This is a genomic window from Rhizobium sp. PvP014 (genome assembly GCF_017876855.1).
Taxonomy (GTDB): Bacteria; Pseudomonadota; Alphaproteobacteria; order Rhizobiales; family Rhizobiaceae; genus Neorhizobium; species Neorhizobium soli.
In genome coordinates this window covers 20,638-41,622 of sequence record NZ_JAGIOT010000001.1, presented here as the reverse complement: position 1 = coordinate 41,622, position 20,985 = coordinate 20,638, and the positions used below count along the sequence as shown (strand labels likewise).

Sequence of the window (20,985 nt, the reverse complement as noted above, 5' to 3'; positions counted from 1 at the left end):
TCTGTCCTGTCGTCCGTTCCGGTTGCGGGACTAGTCCGGCAGAAGGCCGATATGGTCGAGTTTCGCGCTGCGTGCGGCTCGTCCACCGGGAAGTCGTAGCGGCTCTTCCTCAATACCGTACCGAACCGCCATCATCAGGACATGGGTCCCAAGCATGTCCAGTCCTTCGGTGATCCGATTGCTTTCCAGAAGCTCGACGATGGCGATATGTTCAGCACTTGCGTTTTTGCGCGTGGGCAGCGTGGAACGGTGCGATCGAAGTGCCGCGACCTTGCTCGACACGAGCTGGTAGGCGTTGAACAGATACGGATTGCCGCAATTCTCCAGCGATGCATCGTGGAAATGATCATCAGCGCGGGCGGATCGATGGTTGTCGCCCGCCTCGCACGCCGCCATCATGTCTTCGGCAGCTGCCCGCATCGCCTTCAATGTTTCACCGCGACGACGCGACATGGCGAGGCGAACTGCCTCGATCTCGATCGTCCTGCGAAATTCGCACAGGTTTTCCGTATCTTCGCGAGTCGGCAGAAAGACAAAACTTCCCCTTTGCGGACGCACATCGATGAGGCCCTGCTGTTCAAGGGTAGCGAAGGCTTCTTTCACGGGGCTCCGACTGACGCCAAGCGTGGTCGCCAGCTTGTCTTCCGAAAGTGCGTCACCCAGCTCGAGCTCGCCATCGATGATGGCTCGTCTCAGCCTCTCGGTCACCCTTGCGCCCAGCGAGGATCGTGGTTTTGCATCCATTCCTACGGTCCCTTCCTTCCCGGAGCGGATCATACGCTCCGACGCGGCATAACCGAATTCTGTACGCGCCCTCAGGGAGTGAGGCAACATTCCCTGAGGGCGCTTGTCAGGTCGCGATCTTGTCCAGGAAGCGCCGCGTGGCAGCCATTCCCACTTCTGCCCGCTGCATGAAGCTGAGCGCCGCGTCTCCTATATGCGGGGTCTCGACGCTAATCACGACATCTGCGGGCAGGGCGGCCATCAGATCCTTCAACCACAGGCCGCCGTCGCCTGGAAACATCCGGGCGGTGCGTGCCTCGGCAATGCAACCGGCGTTGTCTGCCGGTTGCATTGCCGGCGCGTCGCAAAGCTGGAGATATAGCGCCTGGCCCTTCGGCACGCTTGCGACATCAGCGGGGCTTCCGCCGGAGCGTGACAGGTGCAGCGCGTCTATCAGAAGGCCGACATTGTTCCGGCCCGTCGCACTCGCCAGGCGGCTTGCATCATGGATGTTGGCAGTGGAACGCCAACGCATGAACTCGATCGCCATCTTGATCCCGTATTGCGCCGCCGCGTCGGCAATGCGGCCAAGATTGTCCGCTGCACGGGAAAGATCCGGGTCCTCGCAGGTGATCTGCATGACCGGCATTGCGAATTCACCGGCAGTCTCGATCACCGGAAGCCAGGTTTTGATGTCCGTCTCCGGCAGGAGGGTGAACACCTCGCCGTCGTAGAACGACATGCCCGTGTCCGACGCTGCAGCGTTGATTTCGCGGATCAGCTTCTGGTTCCCAACGATCGGATGGGCAAGCTCCAGCCCGTGCGGAGCGATCAGCCGCAGGCTGACGAGATCGTAACCGCAGGCGGCTGCGATCCTGACGTTCTCGACCGGAGGACAACCGAACACGGTCAGATAGGCGAGCGAAAGGGGATGTTGCCTGTACATACGCGTGGCCTCAATACGTCGCGCGCCCGCCGGAGACGTCGAAGACGGCGCCGGTCGAGAACGAGCATTCCTCAGACGCCAGCCAGTTGACGAGCGATGCGACTTCTTCCGCTTCGCCCAGGCGACCAACAGGGATCTTCGCTGTTACATAGGCTTTAAATTCCGGTGTCAGCTGGTTCATCATTTCCGTTTCGATCGCAGCCGGCGTCACGCAGTTGACGCGGATCTGCGTCGTTGCCAGTTCCTTGCCGATCGATTTCGTCAGGCCGATAACACCCGCCTTCGAAGCGGAGTAGGCGACCGCGTTGGGATTGCCTTCCTTGCCGGCGATCGAGGCGATATTGACGATGCGGCCATAGCCGGTCTTCAGCATTTGCCGAACCGCCGATTGGCAGCAGTAGAAGACCGCATCGAGATTGAGCGACATCACAAAACGCCAGCCGTCATGCGGGTAATCGACGAATTTTTCGAGCGGGCCGTTGTGACCGGCGCAGGTCACGAGAATGCCGAGCGGCCCCAGGTCCGCGACCGCTTGCACCGTAGCTTCCTCGACGGCTGCGGGGTCCATGACGTTGACCACATAACCCTTGGCGCCCGGAAGTTTGGCAGCAGCCTCTTCGACCCGTTCCTTGTTGATGTCCCATAGCGCGACCTTGTGGCCTTTGGCCGCAAGTCTTGCTGCGATCGGAAATCCGAGCCCGCCGGCTCCGCCGGTAACGATTGCGACGCGGGGTGTTTCCTGGTTCGCCATGATTGTCTCCTCCTGGCATTACGACCCGTTTCCCAAGAGCCGCTTTCTTCGTTTGTCGTCTTCACGCATCCGTATGACCGGAACCTTGCGCTTGACATTTGTAGCATACTAACATTCTAGTGGACTACATGGGTCGCAAATGACCGGCTTGTCAAGCGCTGAGGATGCAGGGCAAGTGAATGGGAGGAGAAGACGATGGGAATGAATGGCAACGCCTTTCTGGCGATCTGGCACGACATCGAAGAGGGCGGGCATGCCGAATATATCGAATGGCATACCCGTGAACATATGCCGGAGCGCCTTTCGATCCCGGGTTTCAGGACCGGCAAGCGGCTGCATGCTCCTGATGCGTCCCGCTACGCTTTCGGAACCGTCTATTCCGGCGAGACACTGGAGACGTTCCGTTCCCCCGACTACCTCGAGCGTTTGAACAACCCGACACCCTGGACGACGGCTGTTGCGCCGAGTTTCCGTAATTTTCTGCGCGTCGCCTGCGAACGCATTGCTGAAGCCGGCCATGGTGACGGTGGCAGCATGGCGACGATCCGCTTCGATCTCTCGGGCGACGATGGCGAAACCCGGCTGCGGGCAAGTGCTCAGGCACTCGCGGACGCGATGCTCGCGGTGCGTGGTGTCTCCTGCGTCCACGTCGGTGTTTCCCGCAACGAGGTTTCGAGCGTCCGCACCAAGGAAACCGAGCTGCGGGCTGTAATGAACGAGACGGTCTTCGACGTCGTCGTTCTGGTCGAGGGGTCGTCGAGCGCAGGACTGCAGGCGGCCTTGCCCGAGGTGGAGCGGCTGGCAGTTGAAAGAGGCATCCTTCAAGCGCCGGTCACTGATATCTATGAGACCGCCTTCTCGATTACCTCGGAAGATATGCGGGGCGCGCCATGACCCGGATTCTGATGACCGGCGGCGCCGGCTTTCTGGGCGGCTGGATCCTCAAGGCGTTGAAGGCCGAAGGCCATGACGTGCGGATCTTCGATCGCTCTACCGACCGCCGCATCCTGCGGGAGATCGCGGGCGACGAAGCGGATCACGTCGAGTGGGTTCAGGGCGACATTACCGATGGCGCTGCGGTGAAGGCCGCTGCAAAAAATTGCGCATCCATTATTCATCTCGCGGCTCTGTTGACGCCGCCCTGCAAGAGCGATCCTGTTTTAGGCGCGACGGTGAACCTGATCGGCACGCTGAACGTGTTCGAAGCAGCCAAGGCTAACGGCATTGCGAGGATCGCCTATGCCAGCAGCGCTGCCGTTTTTGGCCCCGATGACGGAACGACGCCGCATCCGGTCACGCATTACGGCGCCTTCAAGCTTGCCTGCGAAGGAAGCGCCCGCGCGTACTGGGCCGATGCGGGCATTGCCAGCATTGGCCTCCGACCGACTGTTGTCTACGGGCCTGGGCGCGAAAGCGGGCTGACGGCGGGGCCAACGCTTGCATGCCGCGAAGCGGTTCTCGGCAATGCCTACACGATCGGATACTCCGGTCCGCAGGATCTCGTTTTCGTCGCCGATGTTGCAGCGGCCTTCGCGGCGGCGGCAACAAGACCGTTCGAGGGCGCGCATGCGTTTTCGGTGGGCGGTGCCTGCGAGGACGTCCCGGCCGTGATCGCAGCGATCACGGCCGAGGTCCCGGGCGCGAACATCGATTTTGGCGGCCCAGCCGTGCCGATGGCGCCGGATATCAAAGCCACCGACAATCAGGTTCTGCTGGGCCCGATCCCCGTCACGCCGCTCCGACAGGGAATATCACAGACTGTCGCCCATTACCGATCGATCGCGGGGAGGGGCCGATGACCGTCCGCGGCAACATATCGCAGGATCATGTCGGTCATGGTTTCCAGGCGCGCCTCGATAGCGTCCGCAGCCATCAGGTCGCGTCCGAACAGGACCTTCAGCGTGTGGCGATTGGAAACATAGGTAAAGCCGAGGGCGGAAATCGAGATGTAGAGATCGAGAGGGTCCACGCGTCGGAAAAGGCCCTTTGCGGCACCGATATCGAGGATCGTCGAGACCTTCGTCACGACCGAGCTGTTAAGCCCCTTCATGTCGCCGGCCGACTGCAGATGGGCTGCGCCGTGCAGGTTTTCGGTGTTGATCATTCGGACGAAGGCGGGGTTGTCGATATAATACCGGAAGGTAAAGGCGATCAGCGCCTTCATCGCACCGACGGGATCTTCCGGATCGAGCACGAGCGCGTCTTCGGCACTGCGGATGCCGGTGTAAAGATGCTCCATCGCGGCAAGGTAGAGATCCTCCTTGCTGCCGAAGTAGTGGTAGACCATCGCCTTGTTGGAATTCGCGCGCTGAGCGATGCGATCGACCCGTGCGCCACCGATTCCGTAGGTCGAAAATTCCGTGATTGCCGATTCCAGCAAAAAGCGTCTGCGCCTTTCCGGCGACCTTTGGCCCGGGTCAAGGCTCGTATCAGCGGACATGTTTTCGGTGGTCGTCATCTCAATTCCTCGGCCTCGCGGCCCCGTTACCACAGCAGGCAACAGGGAGCAGCGGCTTAAGTGTAAGCAATCAATCCGCGAGCAGGAATAGCACGTCGATTGACATCAACCAACTGGTTGGTTAATTGAAATACGGGTATTTCCGTCTGGGTTGCGAAGAGGAGTCGCCGCCCAGGCATCAAAAGGCATCAACCCTGAGGAGGACATTTCATGCCAGGCAAATTTTCATTCCGCACACTCGCATTGACGCTGGTTGCGGGCGTCAGCATGGCGCTCGGCGCGTCAGCCGCCCATGCGCAGGCTCTTGAGAAGATCAAAAGCGCCGGCGTCATCCGGGTCGGCGTCATGGGCGAACAGGCACCATGGGGCTCGATCGACGCCAGCGGCCAGAACATCGGCTATGACGTCGATGTGGCCAAGCTGATCGGCGAGGAAATGGGCGTCAAGGTCGAGTTCGTACCGAACGCCGTCTCGGCCCGCATCCCGAACCTTCTGACCGGCAAGGTCGATCTGCAGATGGCCGTCATGGGCATGTATCCGGATCGCGCCAAGGCCGTGCAGTTCAGCAAGCCTTATGCAGGCCTGAAGATCATTCTTCTGTCGAGCGCCAAGAACAAGATCACCACGATCGAGGACGCGAAAAGCCTGCGCATCGGCGTGCCACGCGGCGCGGCACAGGACAAGGCGATCACCACCCTTCTGGGTGACGTTCCCAACATCCGCCGCTTCGACGACGACAGCTCCAACATCCAGGCGCTCGTCTCCGGCCAGGTCGATGCGATCGGTGGCAACACGACCTACAAGATCAATCTCGACCGCGCATCGCCAGGCAACGACTACGAGCAGAAGCTGGTCTTCAACGAACAGTGGATGGGCGTTACCACCAAGCTCGGCGACAAGGAGATCAACGACTGGCTGAACAAGTTCATCGACAAGATCAAGGCCGATGGCCGTCTCGAAGCGATCAATAAGAAGTGGCTGGCAGCCGACGCACTTCCGAACTTCCCGGAAAAGCTCGAAGGCATCCCCTTCACCGTACAGTAAAAGTTAGCGTCAATTCCACGACCGCATGACGAAACGGGGCGCGCAGCCGCGATTGGAAAAGCGCGCCCCGATCTGCAGCAAAAGGCATGGACATGCGCACGATCTTTATTCTGAACGGACCCAATCTCAATCTTCTCGGTCAGCGCGAGCCGGATATCTACGGCCGCACGACGCTCGACGAAATCCGTGGCTGGCTGGAAGCGGATGCCGCCGAACTCGGCGTCGCGATCGATTTCCGCCAGTCGAATTTTGAAGGCGAGATCATCGAATCCATTCACGCCGCCCGCCATGACGCCGCGGGTATCATCATCAATCCGGCTGCCTACACGTTCACGTCGATCGCAATTCTTGATGCGCTGAAGACCTTCGACAAGCCGAAGATCGAGCTGCACATTTCAAACGTGCATCAGCGCGAGGAAATCTATCACAAGTCACTCGTCTCGAAGACCGCGACGGCAGTCATGGCGGGCTTCGGTGCCTACGGCTATCGCCTCGCTCTGCGCGCCATGGCGGAGATGACGCAATGACCCGCATCGGTCTGATGGGTGCCGGTCTGATCGGCCGCGAACATGCCGACCTCCTGGTGTCCAACCGCCGCGCCGAAATTGCTGCGATCTGCGATCCGTCGTCCGCTGCAGCCGAACTCGCCGCGCGCCTCTCCGTCCCGTACTTTGCCGACTACGACACCATGCTCGACGAGGCAAAGCCCGACGGCGCCATCATCGCGCTGCCGAACAATCTCCATACACCGGCCGCTCTCGCCTGCATCGAGCGCGGCGTACCCTGCATGATCGAAAAGCCGATCGCCGAAAGCATCGCCTCGGCTGCCCGCATTGTCGAGGCGTCGGAGCGAGGCGGGGTGCCCGTTCTTGTCGGTCATCAGCGCCGCCACAGCCCCGACATCCGTTCCGCCAAACGCGCCATCGACGCCGGAGAACTCGGACCGCTGGTCGCTGTCAGCGGCATGACCCTGTTCGACAAGCCGGACGACTATTTCAACACCGAATGGCGTCGCAAGCGCGGCGGCGGCGTGTTGTTGATCAACCTCATCCACGATATCGACGTCCTGCGCTATCTGGTCGGCGAGATCGAAAGCATCCGCGCCTTCACATCCTCGGCCCGCCGCGGTTTTGAGGTCGAAGACACCGCAAGCATTTCGATCCGCTTCGTCAACGGCGTGCTCGGCACATTCCTGATCTCGGACGCAGCCGTCAGCCCCTGGGCCTGGGAATATACGTCCGGGCAGGCGCTCTATCATCCGGCACAGCCCGGTCCCTGCCTTTTCCTCGCCGGACGAAAGGCAGCACTGTCTGTTTCTGACATGTACCTTTGGCGGCACGCGGAAGAAAACGATCACTGGCAGCATCCGCTGGTTCGCGAATACCGCCCCGGCGATGGCTCGCTCACCTATGTCAACCAGCTTGACCACTTCGTGGATGTGATCCGTGGCGATGCAACGCCGCTGATCAGCGCGCGCGACGGGATGTCGACGCTTGCCGCGACGCTTGCGGTCGATCTCGCCGGGCGCGAGGATCGCACCGTGACGCTCGCTGAAATGCTCTCACCGGCAAAGGTGGCCGCATGAAGAAGACATGGTCCCTCTCTTTTCTGACCGGGCTCGGCGTCGCACCGGAAGAAGCGGTGCGTGCGGCGGCAGACGCTGGATACGACTATCTCGGCTTACGCCTGATGCCGGCATTTCCCGGCGGCCTTGCCTATCCGCTGATGGATGACCCGGCGCGCGTGAAATCCCTGATAAGCCTGATGGGCGACAGCGGCGTTGCAGTGTTCGATATCGAGATGATCCGGATTTCGCCGGATTTCGATCCGGAGCCGCTGCTGCCGTTTCTCGAATGTGCCGGCCAGCTCGGCGCCCGCGCCATTCTTGTTGCCGGTGACGATGCCGACGAGGGTCGTCTGACAACCTCCTTTGTCAAACTGTGCGAGGCAGCACGTCCGTTCGGCCTGTCGATGGATCTGGAGTTCATGCCGCAATCGGAGCTGCGGGATCTCAGCGCTGCGATCCGCGTCCTGAGCGCGGCCGACCAGCCGAATCAGGGCGTGATCATCGATACGCTGCATGTCTCGCGGGCCCGCACGACAATCGAAGAGATCACTGCTGTGCCGCGCAAGTGGCTGAACTATGCGCAGATCTGCGATGCTCCAGCCAAGATCCCGGAGACGCGGGAAGAACTGAACTACACGGCCCGCCACGCGCGGCTTTTGCCGGGCGAGGGGGAGCTCGACCTTGCCGGCATGTTTGCGGCGATGCCGGCGGATCTGCCGGTCGCTGTGGAAATCCCCAACGACGAGCAATCGGCTGGCCTTTCCGCTGCAGAATGGGCCAAGCGAACGCTGATCGCGTCGCGCAGAATTCTCGAACCCGAATCCGACGAGGGCCAATGACCGGCTTGCAAATAAAGACCATCCAGGGCGTGGATATCCCGAGCCTCGGTTTCGGCACATTCGAACTGAAAGGACCGGAAGGCGAGGCGGCGATCCGTACTGCCATCGAACTCGGTTACCGCCAGATCGATACTGCGATACGCTATGGAAACGAGGTCGAAGTCGGCAACGCCATTCGCCAAAGCGGCGTGGCACGGGGAGAGCTCTTCGTCACCACCAAGATCTGGTTCAACGATCTCGATCCGGAAACGGTCGCCGCCCGCGTTGATGAGAGCCTGGAACGGCTGGGTTTCGACTATGTCGATCTGCTCCTCGTCCACTGGCCAACCAAGGACGTGCCCCTCGGCGAAACGCTTGATGCATTTGCGCAGGCAAAAGCCAAGGGCAAAACAAGGCTGATCGGTGTCAGCAATTTCACCGTGGCACTGCTCGACGAGGCGCTCGACGTCCACAAGGCCGAGCTGTTTTGCAATCAGGTCGAATATCATCCATTCCTGTCGCAGGAAAAACTGCTCGAGCGCATGCGCCGGGCCGACATCCTGCTCAATGCCTATCAGCCGATTGCCCGCGGCAAGGTGTTCAGCTCCAAGCTGCTGACCGAGCTCGGAGCGAAGTACGGCAAATCGGCGGGTCAGATAGCGTTGCGCTGGCATGTCCAGCAAGACCATGTCGGTGCCATTCCGCGCTCCGCGAAGGCCGAAAACATCCGGTCCAACATGGACATTTTCGATTTTGAACTGTCGTCGGAAGACATGGCTGCCATTCATGCGCTGGCGCGTGGCGAGCGCTATTCCCGTTTCGAGTGGGAACCCGATTGGGACTGAGACGCGGCGATGGTGAAGGCAATGAGGGAGGTAGAACATGACACTTGATTTCAGCGTCGTCACCGATGCTTGGCAATCGCTGGTCTATGGCACGTTGGGAACCCTGTTCCTGGCCGTAGCCGGCATGATGATTGCGACTGTTATCGGCGTGCTGGGCGTGGCGATCCTCAGAACGAACATGGTCATCCCGTCCTTTCTCGTCACAGCTTTCGTCGAGGTGATCCGCAACACGCCTTTCCTCGTGCAGATCTACTTCATCTTCTTTGCGCTGCCTCTGGCCGGCGTCCGGCTCAACCCCACCATGACCGCGGTTCTGGCACTGGGGTTGAACGGTGGCGCCTATGCGATCGAGATTATTCGCGGTGGTGTGGAAAGCATTCCCAAGGGGCAGACCGAGGCCGGTCTGGCTCTCGGCCTCCACAATCATGAAGTCTTCCGGATGATCGTGCTGAAGCCGGCGCTGCGGGCCATCTATCCGTCGCTGTCGAGCCAGTTCATCCTTTTGACGCTGACGACCGCGATCTGCACCTCGATTTCGGCTTACGAACTGACATCGGTGGGTCAGCGTATCGAGGCTGAAACCTTCCGCAGTTTCGAGACCTACTTCACCCTGACCGGCATCTATCTCGTCATTTCGATGGTGACCATGTGGACGCTTGCCGCCATTGGCCGGCGTGCCTTCAACTATCCGCAGCGCTGAGGAGGACCAGGATATGGGATACCAAGAACTGACCTACCTGCTGCAAGGCCTTGGCTGGACGCTTGTCCTGACCGCGATGGCCTTTGTCGGCGGCATCATCTCGGGCGTCATCGTGGCGCTGATGCGGGTGTCGAGGATCGCCTTGGTCCGTTATATCGCAATCGGCTGGATCGGGCTCTTCCAGGGCACACCGCTTCTGATGCAGCTCTTCGTCGCCTATTTCGGCCTGCCGCTTCTGGGCTTCGATCTACCCGGTTGGGCCGCCGTCGGCATCGCGCTGACCGCGCATGCTTCGGCATTTCTGGGCGAAATCTGGCGTGGCGCGATCGAGGCGGTGCCGAAGGGCCAGACTGAAGCTGCCGATGCGCTCGGCCTCCACACCCGCAGCCTGATGTTCGACGTCATCATGCCGCAGGCCTTCAAGCTATCGCTGCCGGCAACCGTCGGCTTCCTGGTCCAGCTTCTGAAAGGCACGTCGCTTGCTGCCATCGTCGGCTTCATCGAGCTGACGCGTGCAGGTTCGATCGTCTCCAACCAGATCTACCAACCGCTTCTCGTGTTCGGCGTCGTCGGCGCCATGTATTTCGCAATGTGTTGGCCGCTGTCCCTGTGGGGACGACGCATCGAGCGGCGTATGTCCGCCGGTTTGGCAAGATAGAGTAGGGAAAATGACCATGGCAATTGTGACCAACACCAACGCCCAGTCGACCGGCAAAGAGCCGATGATCATGATGCGCGACGTGGAAAAGTGGTACGGCGCATTCTACGCCCTCAAGAAAGTCAACCTGACCGTCGCAAAGGGCGAAAAGATCGTTCTCTGCGGTCCGTCGGGGTCGGGCAAGTCGACGCTGATCCGCTGTATCAACCGGCTGGAAGCAAGTCAGGGTGGCGAGATCGTCGTATCGGGCCATACCGTAAAGGACGACCAGAAGGCGATCGATGCGGTCCGCCGCGAAGTCGGAATGGTGTTTCAGCAGTTCAACCTTTTCCCGCACAAGACGGTGCTCGAGAACTGCATTCTCGCGCCCATGCGCGTGCGCAAACTGTCGCGTCCCGAGGCGGAAAAGACGGCCCGCAAATATCTGGAACGGGTCCGCATCGGCGATCAGGCGGACAAATACCCGGCCCAGCTTTCCGGCGGCCAGCAGCAGCGCGTCGCGATTGCCCGCGCTCTCTGCATGGAACCCAAGGCAATGCTGTTTGACGAACCAACCTCGGCTCTTGACCCTGAAATGGTCAAGGAAGTGCTCGATACGATGGTGTCGCTCGCCCGCGACGGCATGACGATGATCTGCGTGACGCATGAAATGGGTTTCGCCCGCCAGGTCGCCGACCGCGTCATCTTCATGGCCGACGGCGAGATCGTCGAGGAAAATGATCCCGAAAGTTTCTTCAGCGCGCCCGCCCATCCCCGGACCCGGGCATTCCTGGGCGAGATCCTGTCGCATCATTGAACCCGCGTACAAGGCGCGTATCTGCATGCGTAAGCGCTTAAGGCACACCGTAAACGAGGCTGAAGCAAACGAGGGCAAGTCATGAAGACGTCCATAGCGACCGTATCGATCAGCGGTGAACTTCCGGAAAAGCTTGCAGCCATTGCGCAGGCGGGGTTCAGCGGTGTCGAGATCTTCGAAAACGACTTCCTGGCCTTCGACGGGACTCCTGCCGATGTCGGGCGCATGGTCCGCGATCACGGGTTGGAGATTACCCTGTTCCAGCCCTTCCGCGATTTCGAGGGCATGCCGGAACCGCACCGCTCGCGGCTGTTCGACCGGGCGGAGCGCAAGTTCGACATCATGCAGGAGCTGGGCACCGATCTGGTCCTCGTCTGCTCCAACGTGTCGCCGCTCGCGCTCGGCGGTATCGATCGAGCGGTGGCGGATTTTCACGAACTCGGGGAACGCGCTGCCAAGCGTGGCCTGAAAGTCGGTTACGAGGCGCTCGCCTGGGGCAAACACATTTCCGATCATCGCGATGCCTGGGAAGTTGTCCGGCGCACCAACCACCCGAATATCGGCATCATCCTCGACAGTTTCCACACGCTGTCGCGACAGATCGACATCAATTCGATCCGCTCTATCCCGAAGGAAAAGATCTTCATCGTCCAGCTGGCCGATGCGCCATTGATCGACATGGATCTGCTTTACTGGAGCCGACACTTCCGCAACATGCCGGGCGAGGGAGATCTGCCGGTCGAAGCATTTACCAGCGCCGTCGCCGAAACCGGCTATGATGGCTATTTCTCGCTGGAGATCTTCAATGACCAGTTCCGCGGCGGCTCGGCAAAGGCTATCGCGGCAGATGGTCACCGATCACTGATCACGCTTGGAGATCGGGTGCGTCGCAATCCGAATGCGTCGGGCCTGACGCTCCCGGTCATGCCGGACCGCAGCGCCGTGCAAGGGGTCGGCTTCGTCGAATTTTCGGCAAGCGAGGCCGACGCCGGAGAACTGGCCGGCATCTTGCGCACGCTCGGTTTTTCCAAGACCGCACAACACCGCAGCAAGAAAGTCAGCGTGTTTTCGCAGGGCAATATCAAACTACTTCTGAATACGGACGAGATGGGCTTTGCGAGTGCATCCTACGCCGTGCACGGCACCTCGGCCTATGCAATGGCTTTGAAGGTGGACGACGCGCGCGATGCGATGGATCGTGCGGTGGCATTGGGCGCCGAAGTGTTCAATCAACCCGTCGAGACGGGCGAGGTGACGATCCCCTCTATCCGCGGTGTCGGCGGAGGTCTGATCTACCTGCTCGATGACAAGACGGATCTTTCCCGCATCTGGGATATCGATTTCGCCCCAGTCGATGATGAGCATAAGAAGCAGGATGCCCACCTCCTGAGCGTCGATCATATCGCCCAGACGGTAGCGTATGAGGAGATGCTCACCTGGGTGCTTTTCTACACCTCGATCTTCGAGATGCAGAAGACGCCGATGGTCGATATCATCGACCCATCGGGCGTGGTGCGCAGCCAGGTTGTCGAAGCGCCGCAAGGCTACCTTCGCATTACCCTCAATGGTGCGGAAAACCGGCGAACGCTTGCTGGGCATTTTATTGCGGAGACATTCGGGTCCGGCATCCAGCATCTGGCATTCGAAACTGCGGATATCTTTGCGACGGCCGCGGCCCTGAAGGCGAACGGCTTCCGGCCCTTGCCGATCTCGCCAAACTATTATGGCGACGTGGAAACCCGCTTCGGTCTCGATCCGGACCTGACGGAGAGGCTAAAGGCGGAGAACATTCTCTACGACCGCGACGAGAACGGCGAATACTTCCAGCTCTATAGCGGCACGTTTGGGGAAGGCTTCTTCTTCGAGATCGTCCAGCGGCGCGATTATCGCGGTTATGGCGCAGCCAATGCGATCTTCCGCATTGCGGCCCTGAAGAAACAGATCAGGCCGGAAGGTGTGCCACGGCTTTAGGCTTCGCGGGAACCTTTGGTGATGAGGGGCCGGCCGGGTAGGCCGGCCCCTCATGCGTTTTTGGCTTAGCCGAACAGAACCAGGCTGCTTTTCAGCGTGACCCAGATGCCCCAGATCATGGGGATGCCGACGACGGCCCAGGCGAGAGCGGCCTGAGCGGAGAAGCCACCCTTGCCGATGCCGAATGAACCGGTCGGGCCAGCATTTGCAGCGGCAGTCTTTGCCTGCAGCGAGGCAACCTCTGCGTCGGACATAAACCACTTGTCGGCAAGCGGCCGCACCAGCGAGTTGGCGATGAGGCCAAGCACAAGCATGCCCGCAAGAATATACATCGTGCCGGTGTAGAGAGCCGGTCCCGGCGCAACGCCGGCAGCAATCTGCGCTTCACGAATGTAGTTCACCACGACCGGACCGACGATGCCGGCAGTCGCCCAGGCCGTCAGAAGACGACCGTGGATCGCGCCGACGAACTGGGTTCCGAAGATATCGGCAAGATAGGCCGGGATGGTTGCGAAGCCGCCGCCATACATGGACAGGATGATGCCGAATGCCAGAACGAACAGACCCTTGTTGCCGAGGTTGGCAAGTGTCGGTGCGGTTGCATAGAGGATAATGCCGAGGATGAAGAACGTGTAGTAGGTGTTCTTGCGGCCGAGCTTGTCCGAAAGCGAGGCCCAGACAAAGCGTCCGCCGATGTTGAAGAGCGACAGAAGGCCGGTGAAGCCCGCAGCGATTGCTGCGATCTGTGCCTTCTGTCCAGCGTCGAGCTGCGCGAACGCGACGTCCGGCAGACCGATCAGCGAACCGGCGAAGATTTCCTGCAGCATCGGCGATGCCATGCCGATAACGCCGATACCGGCGGAGACGTTGAGGCAAAGCACGGCCCAAATCAGCCAGAACTGCTTTGTCTTGTGGGCGTCACGCAGGTGAACGTGCTTCGTCGTGATCATCGTCGACTTCGAAGCCGGCGGTGTCCAGCCTTCAGGACGCCATCCTGCCGGCGGGATGCGGTAGCCAAAGGCGCCACCCATCATGAAGCAGAAATAGATCGCCGCCATGGCGATGAAGGTCTGCCACACGCCGACCGATACGTCGGTCTTGAAGAAGTTCATCAGAAGGTTGGCAAGCGGAGCGCCGATCATTGCGCCGCCGCCGAAGCCCATGATCGCCATGCCTGTCGCCATGCCGCGGCGGTCCGGGAACCACTTGATCAGCGTCGATACCGGCGAGATGTAGCCGAGACCGAGACCGATGCCGCCGATCACGCCAGCACCCACCCACATCAGCCAAAGCTGGTGGGTCATGACGCCCATTGCGGCTACGAGAATGCCGCCGCACCAGCAGCATGCCGATACGAAACCAGCCTTGCGTGGCCCCACTTTTTCAAGCCAGCCGCCCCAAATGGCGGCGGAGCAACCCAGCAACACGAAGAACAGCGTGTAGATCCAGCCGAGATCGGCAACGCGCCAGTTGCAGCTTGTTGTAAACAGGGCCGTCAGCAGGCCCATTCCTGTGCATGACGGGTCGGCCGCACCGGGAATGGCGCGCGAAAGCGGCAGCCAGAAGACGCTGAAGCCGTAGGCCATGCCGATGCAAAGGTGGATAGCAAGCGCTGCCGGCGGCACAAGCCAACGGTTGAAGCCCGGTTTTGCGATAATACGTTCCTTCTCCAGGAGACCGGCGCTTTCGGCGCGGCCTCCTGCTGTTCCTGCAATTGCCATAAAAGAAGATCCCTCTCTGAGTAATGGCTTTCAACGTGAACTCACCACTGCCCTCCAGCTGAAGGCGAGCGCACGTGATGCTTTCCGGTGTGATCTGCCGGAAGCGGTTTCGTCTGGCCCCATTCCCTAACGTCCGGAAGTACCCACGGCAGTTCCCTCTTTGGTTCCCGTACCCATACCGTCCGTTTCTTTCGGTCGGCGGATCAGTGTCGAAGCCTCGATGACAAGCGGCAGCAGTCCTGCGCCGCCGGCATCGAGATGCTCGAAAAGGTGCCGGCGCATGCGCGGCTCCCAGAATTTATTGATATGCGTGGCAACGCCATCCATCCGCACGCCTTCCGGCTGCGACAGGAAAAATGTTGCGATCTGGTTTGCCATTCGGACCAGCTTTTCGTGGCCGTGATGTTCATCGGGCACGCTCGTGTCAAACTGATCATGCGACATCGTTAGAAACTCCGATGGCGATGAAGCGACCCTTCATGGACGGAGCGCGATAGGTCCCGCCGATCCGCGCAACCGAATTTCTCCGGCTATGATAGCTGAAACCTATCGTATGATTGGCTGGTACCAAGATTGAGCGAGTTGCACTGTTTCCGTTACGACGGCTAGTTTCAAGAACTGCACTTGCGACGAACAGTGGCGTCATAGGACTCTGCGACAAATTGGCACTCCCCCTTAATCTGGTTCTTGACCTGTTTGCAAGAGCCCTGCGGCCTCACCGACTGCCTATTTGCAATTGATAATTCCGATTACTCCGCAGCCTCCATTCGACCTGCGATGCGTCTCGATCTGCGCGACAGGTCGCCGTAGTCCTGCTGCCATTCCGTCGGGCCATTGGAAGGAGACACCTGCACTGCCGTGACCTTGTATTCCGGACAGTTGGTAGCCCAGTCGGAATAGTCGGTGGTGATCACATTCGCCTGCGTATCGGGATGGTGGAAGGTGGTGTAGACGACACCCGGCGCCACGCGGTCGGTGATGAGAGTCCGCAGTGTCGTATCGCCGGCCCGGCTGGCAAGCTTGATCCAGTCGCCGTCCTTGATGCCACGCTGCTCGGCGTCGTGCGGATGGATTTCAAGACGGTCTTCCGCATGCCAGACGACGTTGTCGGTCCGCCGCGTCTGCGCCCCGACGTTGTACTGCGACAGAATACGGCCGGTGGTGAGCAGAAGCGGGAAACGCGGCCCGGTGCGTTCGTCGGTCGCGACATATTCCGTGCGGATGAACTTGCCCTTGCCGCGCACGAAGCCGTCGACATGCATGATCGGCGAACCCAGCGGATGCGCTTCGTTGCAGGGCCACTGCACCGAGCCCATCTCTTCCAGATAGTCGTAGGAGACCTTGGCAAAGCTCGGGGTCGTAGCGGCGATCTCGTCCATCACCTGCGACGGATGGGTGTAGTTCCACGGCAGCCCCATCGCCTGCGCCAGTTTCTGCGTCACTTCCCAGTCGGCAAGGCCATTCTTCGGGCTCATCACCTTGCGAACCCGGTTGATGCGCCGCTCCGCATTGGTGAACGTGCCGTCCTTTTCGAGGAAGGTCGAGCCGGGCAGGAAGACATGCGCGTAATTGGCGGTTTCGTTGAGGAACAGGTCGTGCACGACGACGCATTCCATCGCTTCGAGACCGGCGGAGACATGCTTGGTATCCGGGTCGGACTGCAGGATATCCTCGCCCTGGATGTAGATGCCCCTGAATGTGCCCTCGACCGCCGCATCCAGCATGTTGGGAATGCGCAGCCCCGGTTCGTTGTTGAGCGTCACGCCCCACAGTTTCTCGAATGTCTCGCGGGTGGCATCGTCGGAGATGTGGCGATAGCCCGGCAGCTCGTGCGGGAAGGAGCCCATGTCGCAGGCGCCCTGGACATTGTTCTGGCCCCGCAGCGGATTGACGCCGACGCCGGGCCGGCCGAGATTGCCGGTGACCATGGCAAGGTTGGCGATCGCCATCACCGTCGTCGAGCCCTGGCTGTGCTCGGTGACGCCGAGACCGTAATAGATCGAGCCATTGCCGCCGGTCGCAAACAGCCGGGCTGCACCGCGCAGCAGATCGGCGGGAACGCCGGTATAGGCCTCCGTCGCTTCCGGGCTATGCGCGTCTTCCGAAACAAACGCCGCCCAATCCTCGAATTCCGACCAGTCGCAGCGCTCGCGGATAAAGGCTTCGGCAAACAGTCCCTCGGTGACGATGACATGCGCCAGCGCGGTCAGGACAGCCACATTGGTGCCTGGCTTTAAGGGGAGGTGAAACGCTGCCTCGACATGGGGCGAGCGGACGATATCGGTGCGGCGCGGATCGATGACGATGAGTTTCGCACCCTGCCGCAACCGCTTCTTCAGCCGCGACCCGAATACCGGATGACCGTCGGTCGGGTTGGCGCCGATGATCATGACCACGTCGGTGTGCTCGACGCTGTCGAAATTCTGCGTTCCGGCCGAGGTTCCGAAAGCCTGGCCGAGCCCATAACCAGTCGGCGAATGGCAGACGCGGGCGCAGGTGTCGACATTGTTGTTGCCGAAACCGGCGCGGATCAGCTTCTGAACGAGGAATGTCTCTTCGTTGGTGCAGCGCGACGAGGTGATGCCGCCGATCGACTCGCGCCCATACTGATACTGGATGCGCCGGAACTCGGAGGCGACATGGCTGAACGCTTCTTCCCAGCTCACCTCGCGCCAGGGATCGGAAATTTTTTCGCGGATCATTGGATTGAGGATGCGGTCCTTGTGGCTCGCATAGCCATAGGCAAACCGTCCCTTGACGCAGGAGTGGCCGCGATTAGCCTGGCCGTCCTTCCACGGTACCATCCGTACCAGTTCTTCGCCGCGCATTTCAGCCTTGAACGAACAGCCGACACCGCAATAGGCGCAGGTCGTGACCGTCGAATGCTCGGGCTGGCCGATGGCGATTACCGATTTCTCGGTCAGCGTCGCGGTCGGACAGGCCTGCACGCAGGCACCGCAGGAGACGCATTCGGAATCGAGGAAATGTTCATGCGCCCCGGGCGAGACGCGGCTCTCGAAACCGCGGCCCTCGATTGTCAGCGCGAATGTGCCCTGCACTTCCTCGCAGGCGCGGACGCAGCGCGAACAGACGATGCATTTGGAAGGGTCATAGGTAAAGTAAGGGTTCGACTCGTCCTTCGGCATCCACTTCGCATTGATGGCGCCGTCGGTCCGGGCCCTCACATGGTTGTCGCCCTCGTAGCCATAGCGAACGTCGCGAAGCCCGACGGCACCCGCCATGTCCTGCAGCTCGCAGTCGCCATTGGCGGCGCAGGTGAGGCAATCGAGCGGGTGGTCGGAGATGTAGAGCTCCATCACGCCCTTGCGGATCTGCTTCAGCCGCTCCGTCTGCGTGTGGACGACGATCCCGGGCGCGACCGGCGTGGTGCAGGAGGCCGGCGTGCCGTTGCGGCCTTCGACCTCGATGAGACAGAGCCGGCAGGACCCGAAGGCATCCACCATGTCGGTGGCGCAGAGCTTCGGCACCTGAATACCGGCTTCCATCGAAGCCCGCATGATCGAGGTGCCGGCGGGAACGGTGATCTGGCGCCCGTCGATGGTCAGCGTCACCGTCTCGGTGGATTTCGAAACTGGTGTGCCGTAGTCGATTTCATGAACGAGGGACATGATGCGTCTCCTGTTTGAAAATGGGGGTGTGGACTGGGCGGCGTGGAGAAAGATCCCCTCTGGCCTGCCAGCTATCTCCGCCACAAGGGGGGCGAACAGATGCCGGGGCGACAATGCCCAATAGGGAAGCAAGCCGCGCGGCAGGTTGAGCCCTCCCACCTGTGGGGAGGGCGGCGAGCACAGCGAGCGGGAGGGGTCTTGTTGCCCGCCCTTCGCTATAGCTGCGGGCATTCGTAATTCGAAAAGCCAAATCGTTGGCTTTTCGTCTGCTACGCAGAGCACTCCTCATCATTCCGCCGCCTCCACCATCGGTGCCGGCGCAAAATCCTCCGGAAAATGGTTCATCGCGCTCATGACCGGATAGGGCGTGAAGCCGCCGAGCGCGCAGAGCGAGCCGAACTTCATCGTGTTGCAGAGATCCTCCAGCAGCACCTTGTTCTTGTCAGGCTCGATGCCGGCGCGGATCTTGTCGACCGTCTCGACGCCGCGGGTGGAGCCGATGCGGCAGGGTGTGCACTTGCCGCAGCTTTCGATGGCGCAGAACTCCATTGCGAAACGGGCCTGTTTCAGCATGTCGGCGCTATCATCGAACACCGAGATGCCCGCGTGGCCGATCAGTCCGCCTCTTTCGGCAAAGGCCTCGTAGTCGAAGGGCGTATTGAAAAGTTGCCTAGGGAAGTAAGCGCCGAGCGGACCGCCCACCTGTACCGCCTTGACCGACCGCCCGGTCGCCGTGCCGCCACCGATATCTTCGATGATCTGGCCGAGCGTCAGCCCGAAAGCCGCCTCGAACAGGCCGCCATGCTTGACGTTGCCGGCGATCTGAATCGGGATCGTGCCGCGCGAGCGGCCCATGCCGAAATCCCGGTAGAATTCTGCGCCGCGCTCCATGATCACAGGCACAGAGGCGAGAGAGATGACGTTGTTGACCACCGTCGGCCGGCCGAGAAATCCCTGCAAAGCCGGTAGCGGCGGTTTTGCCCGCACGGTACCGCGCTTGCCTTCCAGCGAGTTCAAGAGCGACGTCTCCTCGCCGCAGACGTAGGCGCCGGCACCGGAGCGGATCTCGATGTCGAAGGCATAGACCGAGCCGATTACAGAAAGCCCGAGGATGCCAGCAGCGCGGGCGATCTCGACGGCCTCGGTCATCGTAGCAATGGCATGCGGATATTCGGAACGGGTATAGACATAACCCTTCGTGGCGCCGGTCGCGATGCCTGCGATCGCCATGCCCTCGATCAGCACGAAGGGATCACCCTCCATGATCATCCGGTCGGCAAACGTGCCGCTGTCGCCCTCGTCGGCATTGCAGACGATGTATTTCTGGTCGCCCGGCGCGTCCATCACCGTCTTCCATTTGATGCCGGTCGGAAAACCGGCACCGCCGCGGCCGCGAAGTCCGCTGTCGGTCACCTGAGCGACGATCTCGGCCTGCGACATTGCGATGGCGTTCCGAAGGCCCACAAGTCCGTTGTGCCCACGATAATCGTCGAGAGACAGGGGATCAGTGATGCCGCAGCGGGCAAAGGTCAGCCGGGTCTGCTGACGAAGGAAAGGAATTTCCTCCGTCAGCCCGAGACAGAGGTCGTGGCCTCCGCCATCCATCAACCCGGCATCGAACAGACCCGCCACGTCGCCGGTCTTGACCGGACCGTAGGCAACGCGCCCTCTGTCCGTCTCGACCTCGACCAGCGGCTCCAGCCAGACCATGCCGCGCGAGCCGTTGCGGACAAGCTTGGCATCCAGCCCGCGGCTGTCGATTTCCTGCGCGATGGCCTTTGCCACCCTGTCTGCGCCGAGGGCGAGGGCGGCGGCATCGCGCGGAACGAAGATCGTAACCGTCATCGCCTTGCCTCCTGCACCATGTCGCCGAGACACTGCTCGTCGACCCGACCAAAGAGTTCGCCGTCCATCATCGCGGCCGGTGCGCAGGCGCAGAGACCGAGACAGTAGACCGGCTCCAGCGTGACCGAGCCATCGAGCGTCGTCTGGTGAAAATCGATCCCGAGAACCTGCCGGGCGCGATCCGCGATATGGTCGCTGCCCATCGACTGGCAGGCCTCGGCCCGACAGAGCTTCAGCACATGACGGCCCGCCGGATGATCGCGGAATTCGTGATAGAAGGTGACGACGCCGTGCACCTCGGCGCGAGACAGGTTGAGTTCGGTCGCGATCACCTGCTTGACCTCATCCGGCACGTAACCGAACTCCGCCTGAATGGCATGCAGGATGGGCAGCATCGGCCCTTCGAGATGCTTCAGGCTTGCGATAATGCTCAGCGACCGCGCGGTGAACTCACCGGCGGAAATATGCATGTTCATATGAGCGGCCTCCCCGCTGATCCCGCAAGCCGACCTC

20 protein-coding genes are annotated in these 20,985 nt (G+C 61.0%); 11 read left to right on the top strand and 9 right to left on the bottom strand.

What is annotated here, in order from left to right; genetic code table 11:
- Window positions 1–30 precede the first annotated feature (30 nt).
- The 3 genes from J3A65_RS00195 to J3A65_RS00185 all read right to left on the bottom strand — a co-directional run bounded on the left by J3A65_RS00195 (window position 31) and on the right by J3A65_RS00185 (window position 2,420).
- A complete protein-coding gene (locus J3A65_RS00195) occupies window positions 31–744 on the bottom strand; it encodes a GntR family transcriptional regulator (protein WP_162759444.1) in 714 nt (237 codons plus the stop codon).
- Between the two features lie 106 nt (window positions 745–850).
- Window positions 851–1,669, bottom strand: a complete 819-nt coding sequence (locus tag J3A65_RS00190) for a TIM barrel protein (RefSeq protein WP_209898271.1) — start codon at window positions 1,667–1,669, stop codon at window positions 851–853.
- A 10-nt stretch (window positions 1,670–1,679) separates the two neighbouring features.
- Entirely contained in the window at window positions 1,680–2,420 is a 741-nt protein-coding gene (locus J3A65_RS00185) for an SDR family NAD(P)-dependent oxidoreductase (RefSeq protein WP_062459017.1), read from the bottom strand.
- Window positions 2,421–2,615: 195 nt separating this feature from the next.
- On the opposite strand from J3A65_RS00185, the gene J3A65_RS00180 reads away from it, so the two are divergent.
- Together J3A65_RS00180 and J3A65_RS00175 are read left to right on the top strand one after the other, a co-directional pair.
- On the top strand, window positions 2,616–3,314 hold the full coding sequence (locus J3A65_RS00180; RefSeq protein ID WP_209898268.1) for a hypothetical protein: 699 nt from the start codon (window positions 2,616–2,618) through the stop codon (window positions 3,312–3,314).
- Window positions 3,311–4,219, top strand: coding sequence for an NAD(P)-dependent oxidoreductase (locus J3A65_RS00175; RefSeq protein ID WP_209898266.1), 909 nt, complete (start codon window positions 3,311–3,313; stop codon window positions 4,217–4,219). The genes J3A65_RS00180 and J3A65_RS00175 overlap by 4 nt, the downstream gene beginning before the upstream one ends.
- On the opposite strand, the gene J3A65_RS00170 is transcribed toward J3A65_RS00175, so the two are convergent.
- Window positions 4,189–4,878 (bottom strand): TetR family transcriptional regulator, encoded by a 690-nt coding sequence (locus tag J3A65_RS00170; RefSeq protein WP_209898263.1) that lies wholly within the window; start codon window positions 4,876–4,878, stop codon window positions 4,189–4,191. The two genes, J3A65_RS00175 and J3A65_RS00170, sit on opposite strands and share 31 nt — an antisense overlap.
- Before the next feature lie 210 nt (window positions 4,879–5,088).
- Between J3A65_RS00170 and J3A65_RS00165 the strand changes: the two genes are divergently transcribed.
- The 9 genes from J3A65_RS00165 to J3A65_RS00125 all read left to right on the top strand — a co-directional run bounded on the left by J3A65_RS00165 (window position 5,089) and on the right by J3A65_RS00125 (window position 13,277).
- Window positions 5,089–5,922 carry a transporter substrate-binding domain-containing protein gene (locus J3A65_RS00165; protein ID WP_209898259.1) on the top strand — a complete coding sequence of 278 codons (834 nt, stop codon included), beginning with the start codon at window positions 5,089–5,091 and terminating at the stop codon, window positions 5,920–5,922.
- 86 nt (window positions 5,923–6,008) lie between these two features.
- Window positions 6,009–6,449, top strand: coding sequence for a type II 3-dehydroquinate dehydratase (gene aroQ, locus J3A65_RS00160; protein WP_174197518.1), 441 nt, complete (start codon window positions 6,009–6,011; stop codon window positions 6,447–6,449).
- Window positions 6,446–7,507, top strand: a complete 1,062-nt coding sequence (locus J3A65_RS00155) for a Gfo/Idh/MocA family oxidoreductase (protein ID WP_209898256.1) — start codon at window positions 6,446–6,448, stop codon at window positions 7,505–7,507. The genes aroQ and J3A65_RS00155 overlap by 4 nt, the downstream gene beginning before the upstream one ends.
- The gene (locus J3A65_RS00150; RefSeq protein WP_209898253.1) at window positions 7,504–8,328 is read left to right on the top strand and encodes a TIM barrel protein; all 825 of its coding nucleotides are present in this window, start codon (window positions 7,504–7,506) and stop codon (window positions 8,326–8,328) included. Before J3A65_RS00155 ends, J3A65_RS00150 begins: the two co-directional genes overlap by 4 nt.
- The gene (locus tag J3A65_RS00145; protein ID WP_209898250.1) at window positions 8,325–9,152 is read left to right on the top strand and encodes an aldo/keto reductase; all 828 of its coding nucleotides are present in this window, start codon (window positions 8,325–8,327) and stop codon (window positions 9,150–9,152) included. Before J3A65_RS00150 ends, J3A65_RS00145 begins: the two co-directional genes overlap by 4 nt.
- A gap of 37 nt (window positions 9,153–9,189) precedes the next feature.
- Complete coding sequence (locus J3A65_RS00140) at window positions 9,190–9,852, top strand: amino acid ABC transporter permease (RefSeq protein WP_092664176.1); 663 nt, start codon at window positions 9,190–9,192, stop codon at window positions 9,850–9,852.
- 13 nt (window positions 9,853–9,865) lie between these two features.
- Window positions 9,866–10,510, top strand: a complete 645-nt coding sequence (locus J3A65_RS00135) for an amino acid ABC transporter permease (RefSeq protein WP_062459043.1) — start codon at window positions 9,866–9,868, stop codon at window positions 10,508–10,510.
- A 16-nt stretch (window positions 10,511–10,526) separates the two neighbouring features.
- The gene (locus J3A65_RS00130; protein WP_281064450.1) at window positions 10,527–11,306 is read left to right on the top strand and encodes an amino acid ABC transporter ATP-binding protein; all 780 of its coding nucleotides are present in this window, start codon (window positions 10,527–10,529) and stop codon (window positions 11,304–11,306) included.
- 81 nt (window positions 11,307–11,387) lie between these two features.
- On the top strand, window positions 11,388–13,277 hold the full coding sequence (locus J3A65_RS00125; protein ID WP_062576410.1) for a sugar phosphate isomerase/epimerase and 4-hydroxyphenylpyruvate domain-containing protein: 1,890 nt from the start codon (window positions 11,388–11,390) through the stop codon (window positions 13,275–13,277).
- Window positions 13,278–13,342: 65 nt separating this feature from the next.
- On the opposite strand, the gene J3A65_RS00120 is transcribed toward J3A65_RS00125, so the two are convergent.
- The 5 genes from J3A65_RS00120 to J3A65_RS00100 all read right to left on the bottom strand — a co-directional run bounded on the left by J3A65_RS00120 (window position 13,343) and on the right by J3A65_RS00100 (window position 20,948).
- A complete protein-coding gene (locus tag J3A65_RS00120; protein WP_209898246.1) occupies window positions 13,343–14,998 on the bottom strand; it encodes an OFA family MFS transporter in 1,656 nt (551 codons plus the stop codon).
- A gap of 126 nt (window positions 14,999–15,124) precedes the next feature.
- Window positions 15,125–15,442: a formate dehydrogenase subunit delta gene (locus J3A65_RS00115; RefSeq protein ID WP_209898243.1), complete on the bottom strand. Its 318-nt coding sequence runs from the start codon at window positions 15,440–15,442 to the stop codon at window positions 15,125–15,127.
- A 305-nt stretch (window positions 15,443–15,747) separates the two neighbouring features.
- Window positions 15,748–18,627: a formate dehydrogenase subunit alpha gene (gene fdhF / locus J3A65_RS00110; RefSeq protein ID WP_209898240.1), complete on the bottom strand. Its 2,880-nt coding sequence runs from the start codon at window positions 18,625–18,627 to the stop codon at window positions 15,748–15,750.
- 288 nt (window positions 18,628–18,915) lie between these two features.
- A complete protein-coding gene (locus tag J3A65_RS00105; RefSeq protein ID WP_209898237.1) occupies window positions 18,916–20,472 on the bottom strand; it encodes an NADH-quinone oxidoreductase subunit NuoF in 1,557 nt (518 codons plus the stop codon).
- Window positions 20,469–20,948, bottom strand: coding sequence for a formate dehydrogenase subunit gamma (locus tag J3A65_RS00100; protein ID WP_209898234.1), 480 nt, complete (start codon window positions 20,946–20,948; stop codon window positions 20,469–20,471). The genes J3A65_RS00105 and J3A65_RS00100 overlap by 4 nt, the downstream gene beginning before the upstream one ends.
- Window positions 20,949–20,985 lie beyond the last annotated feature (37 nt).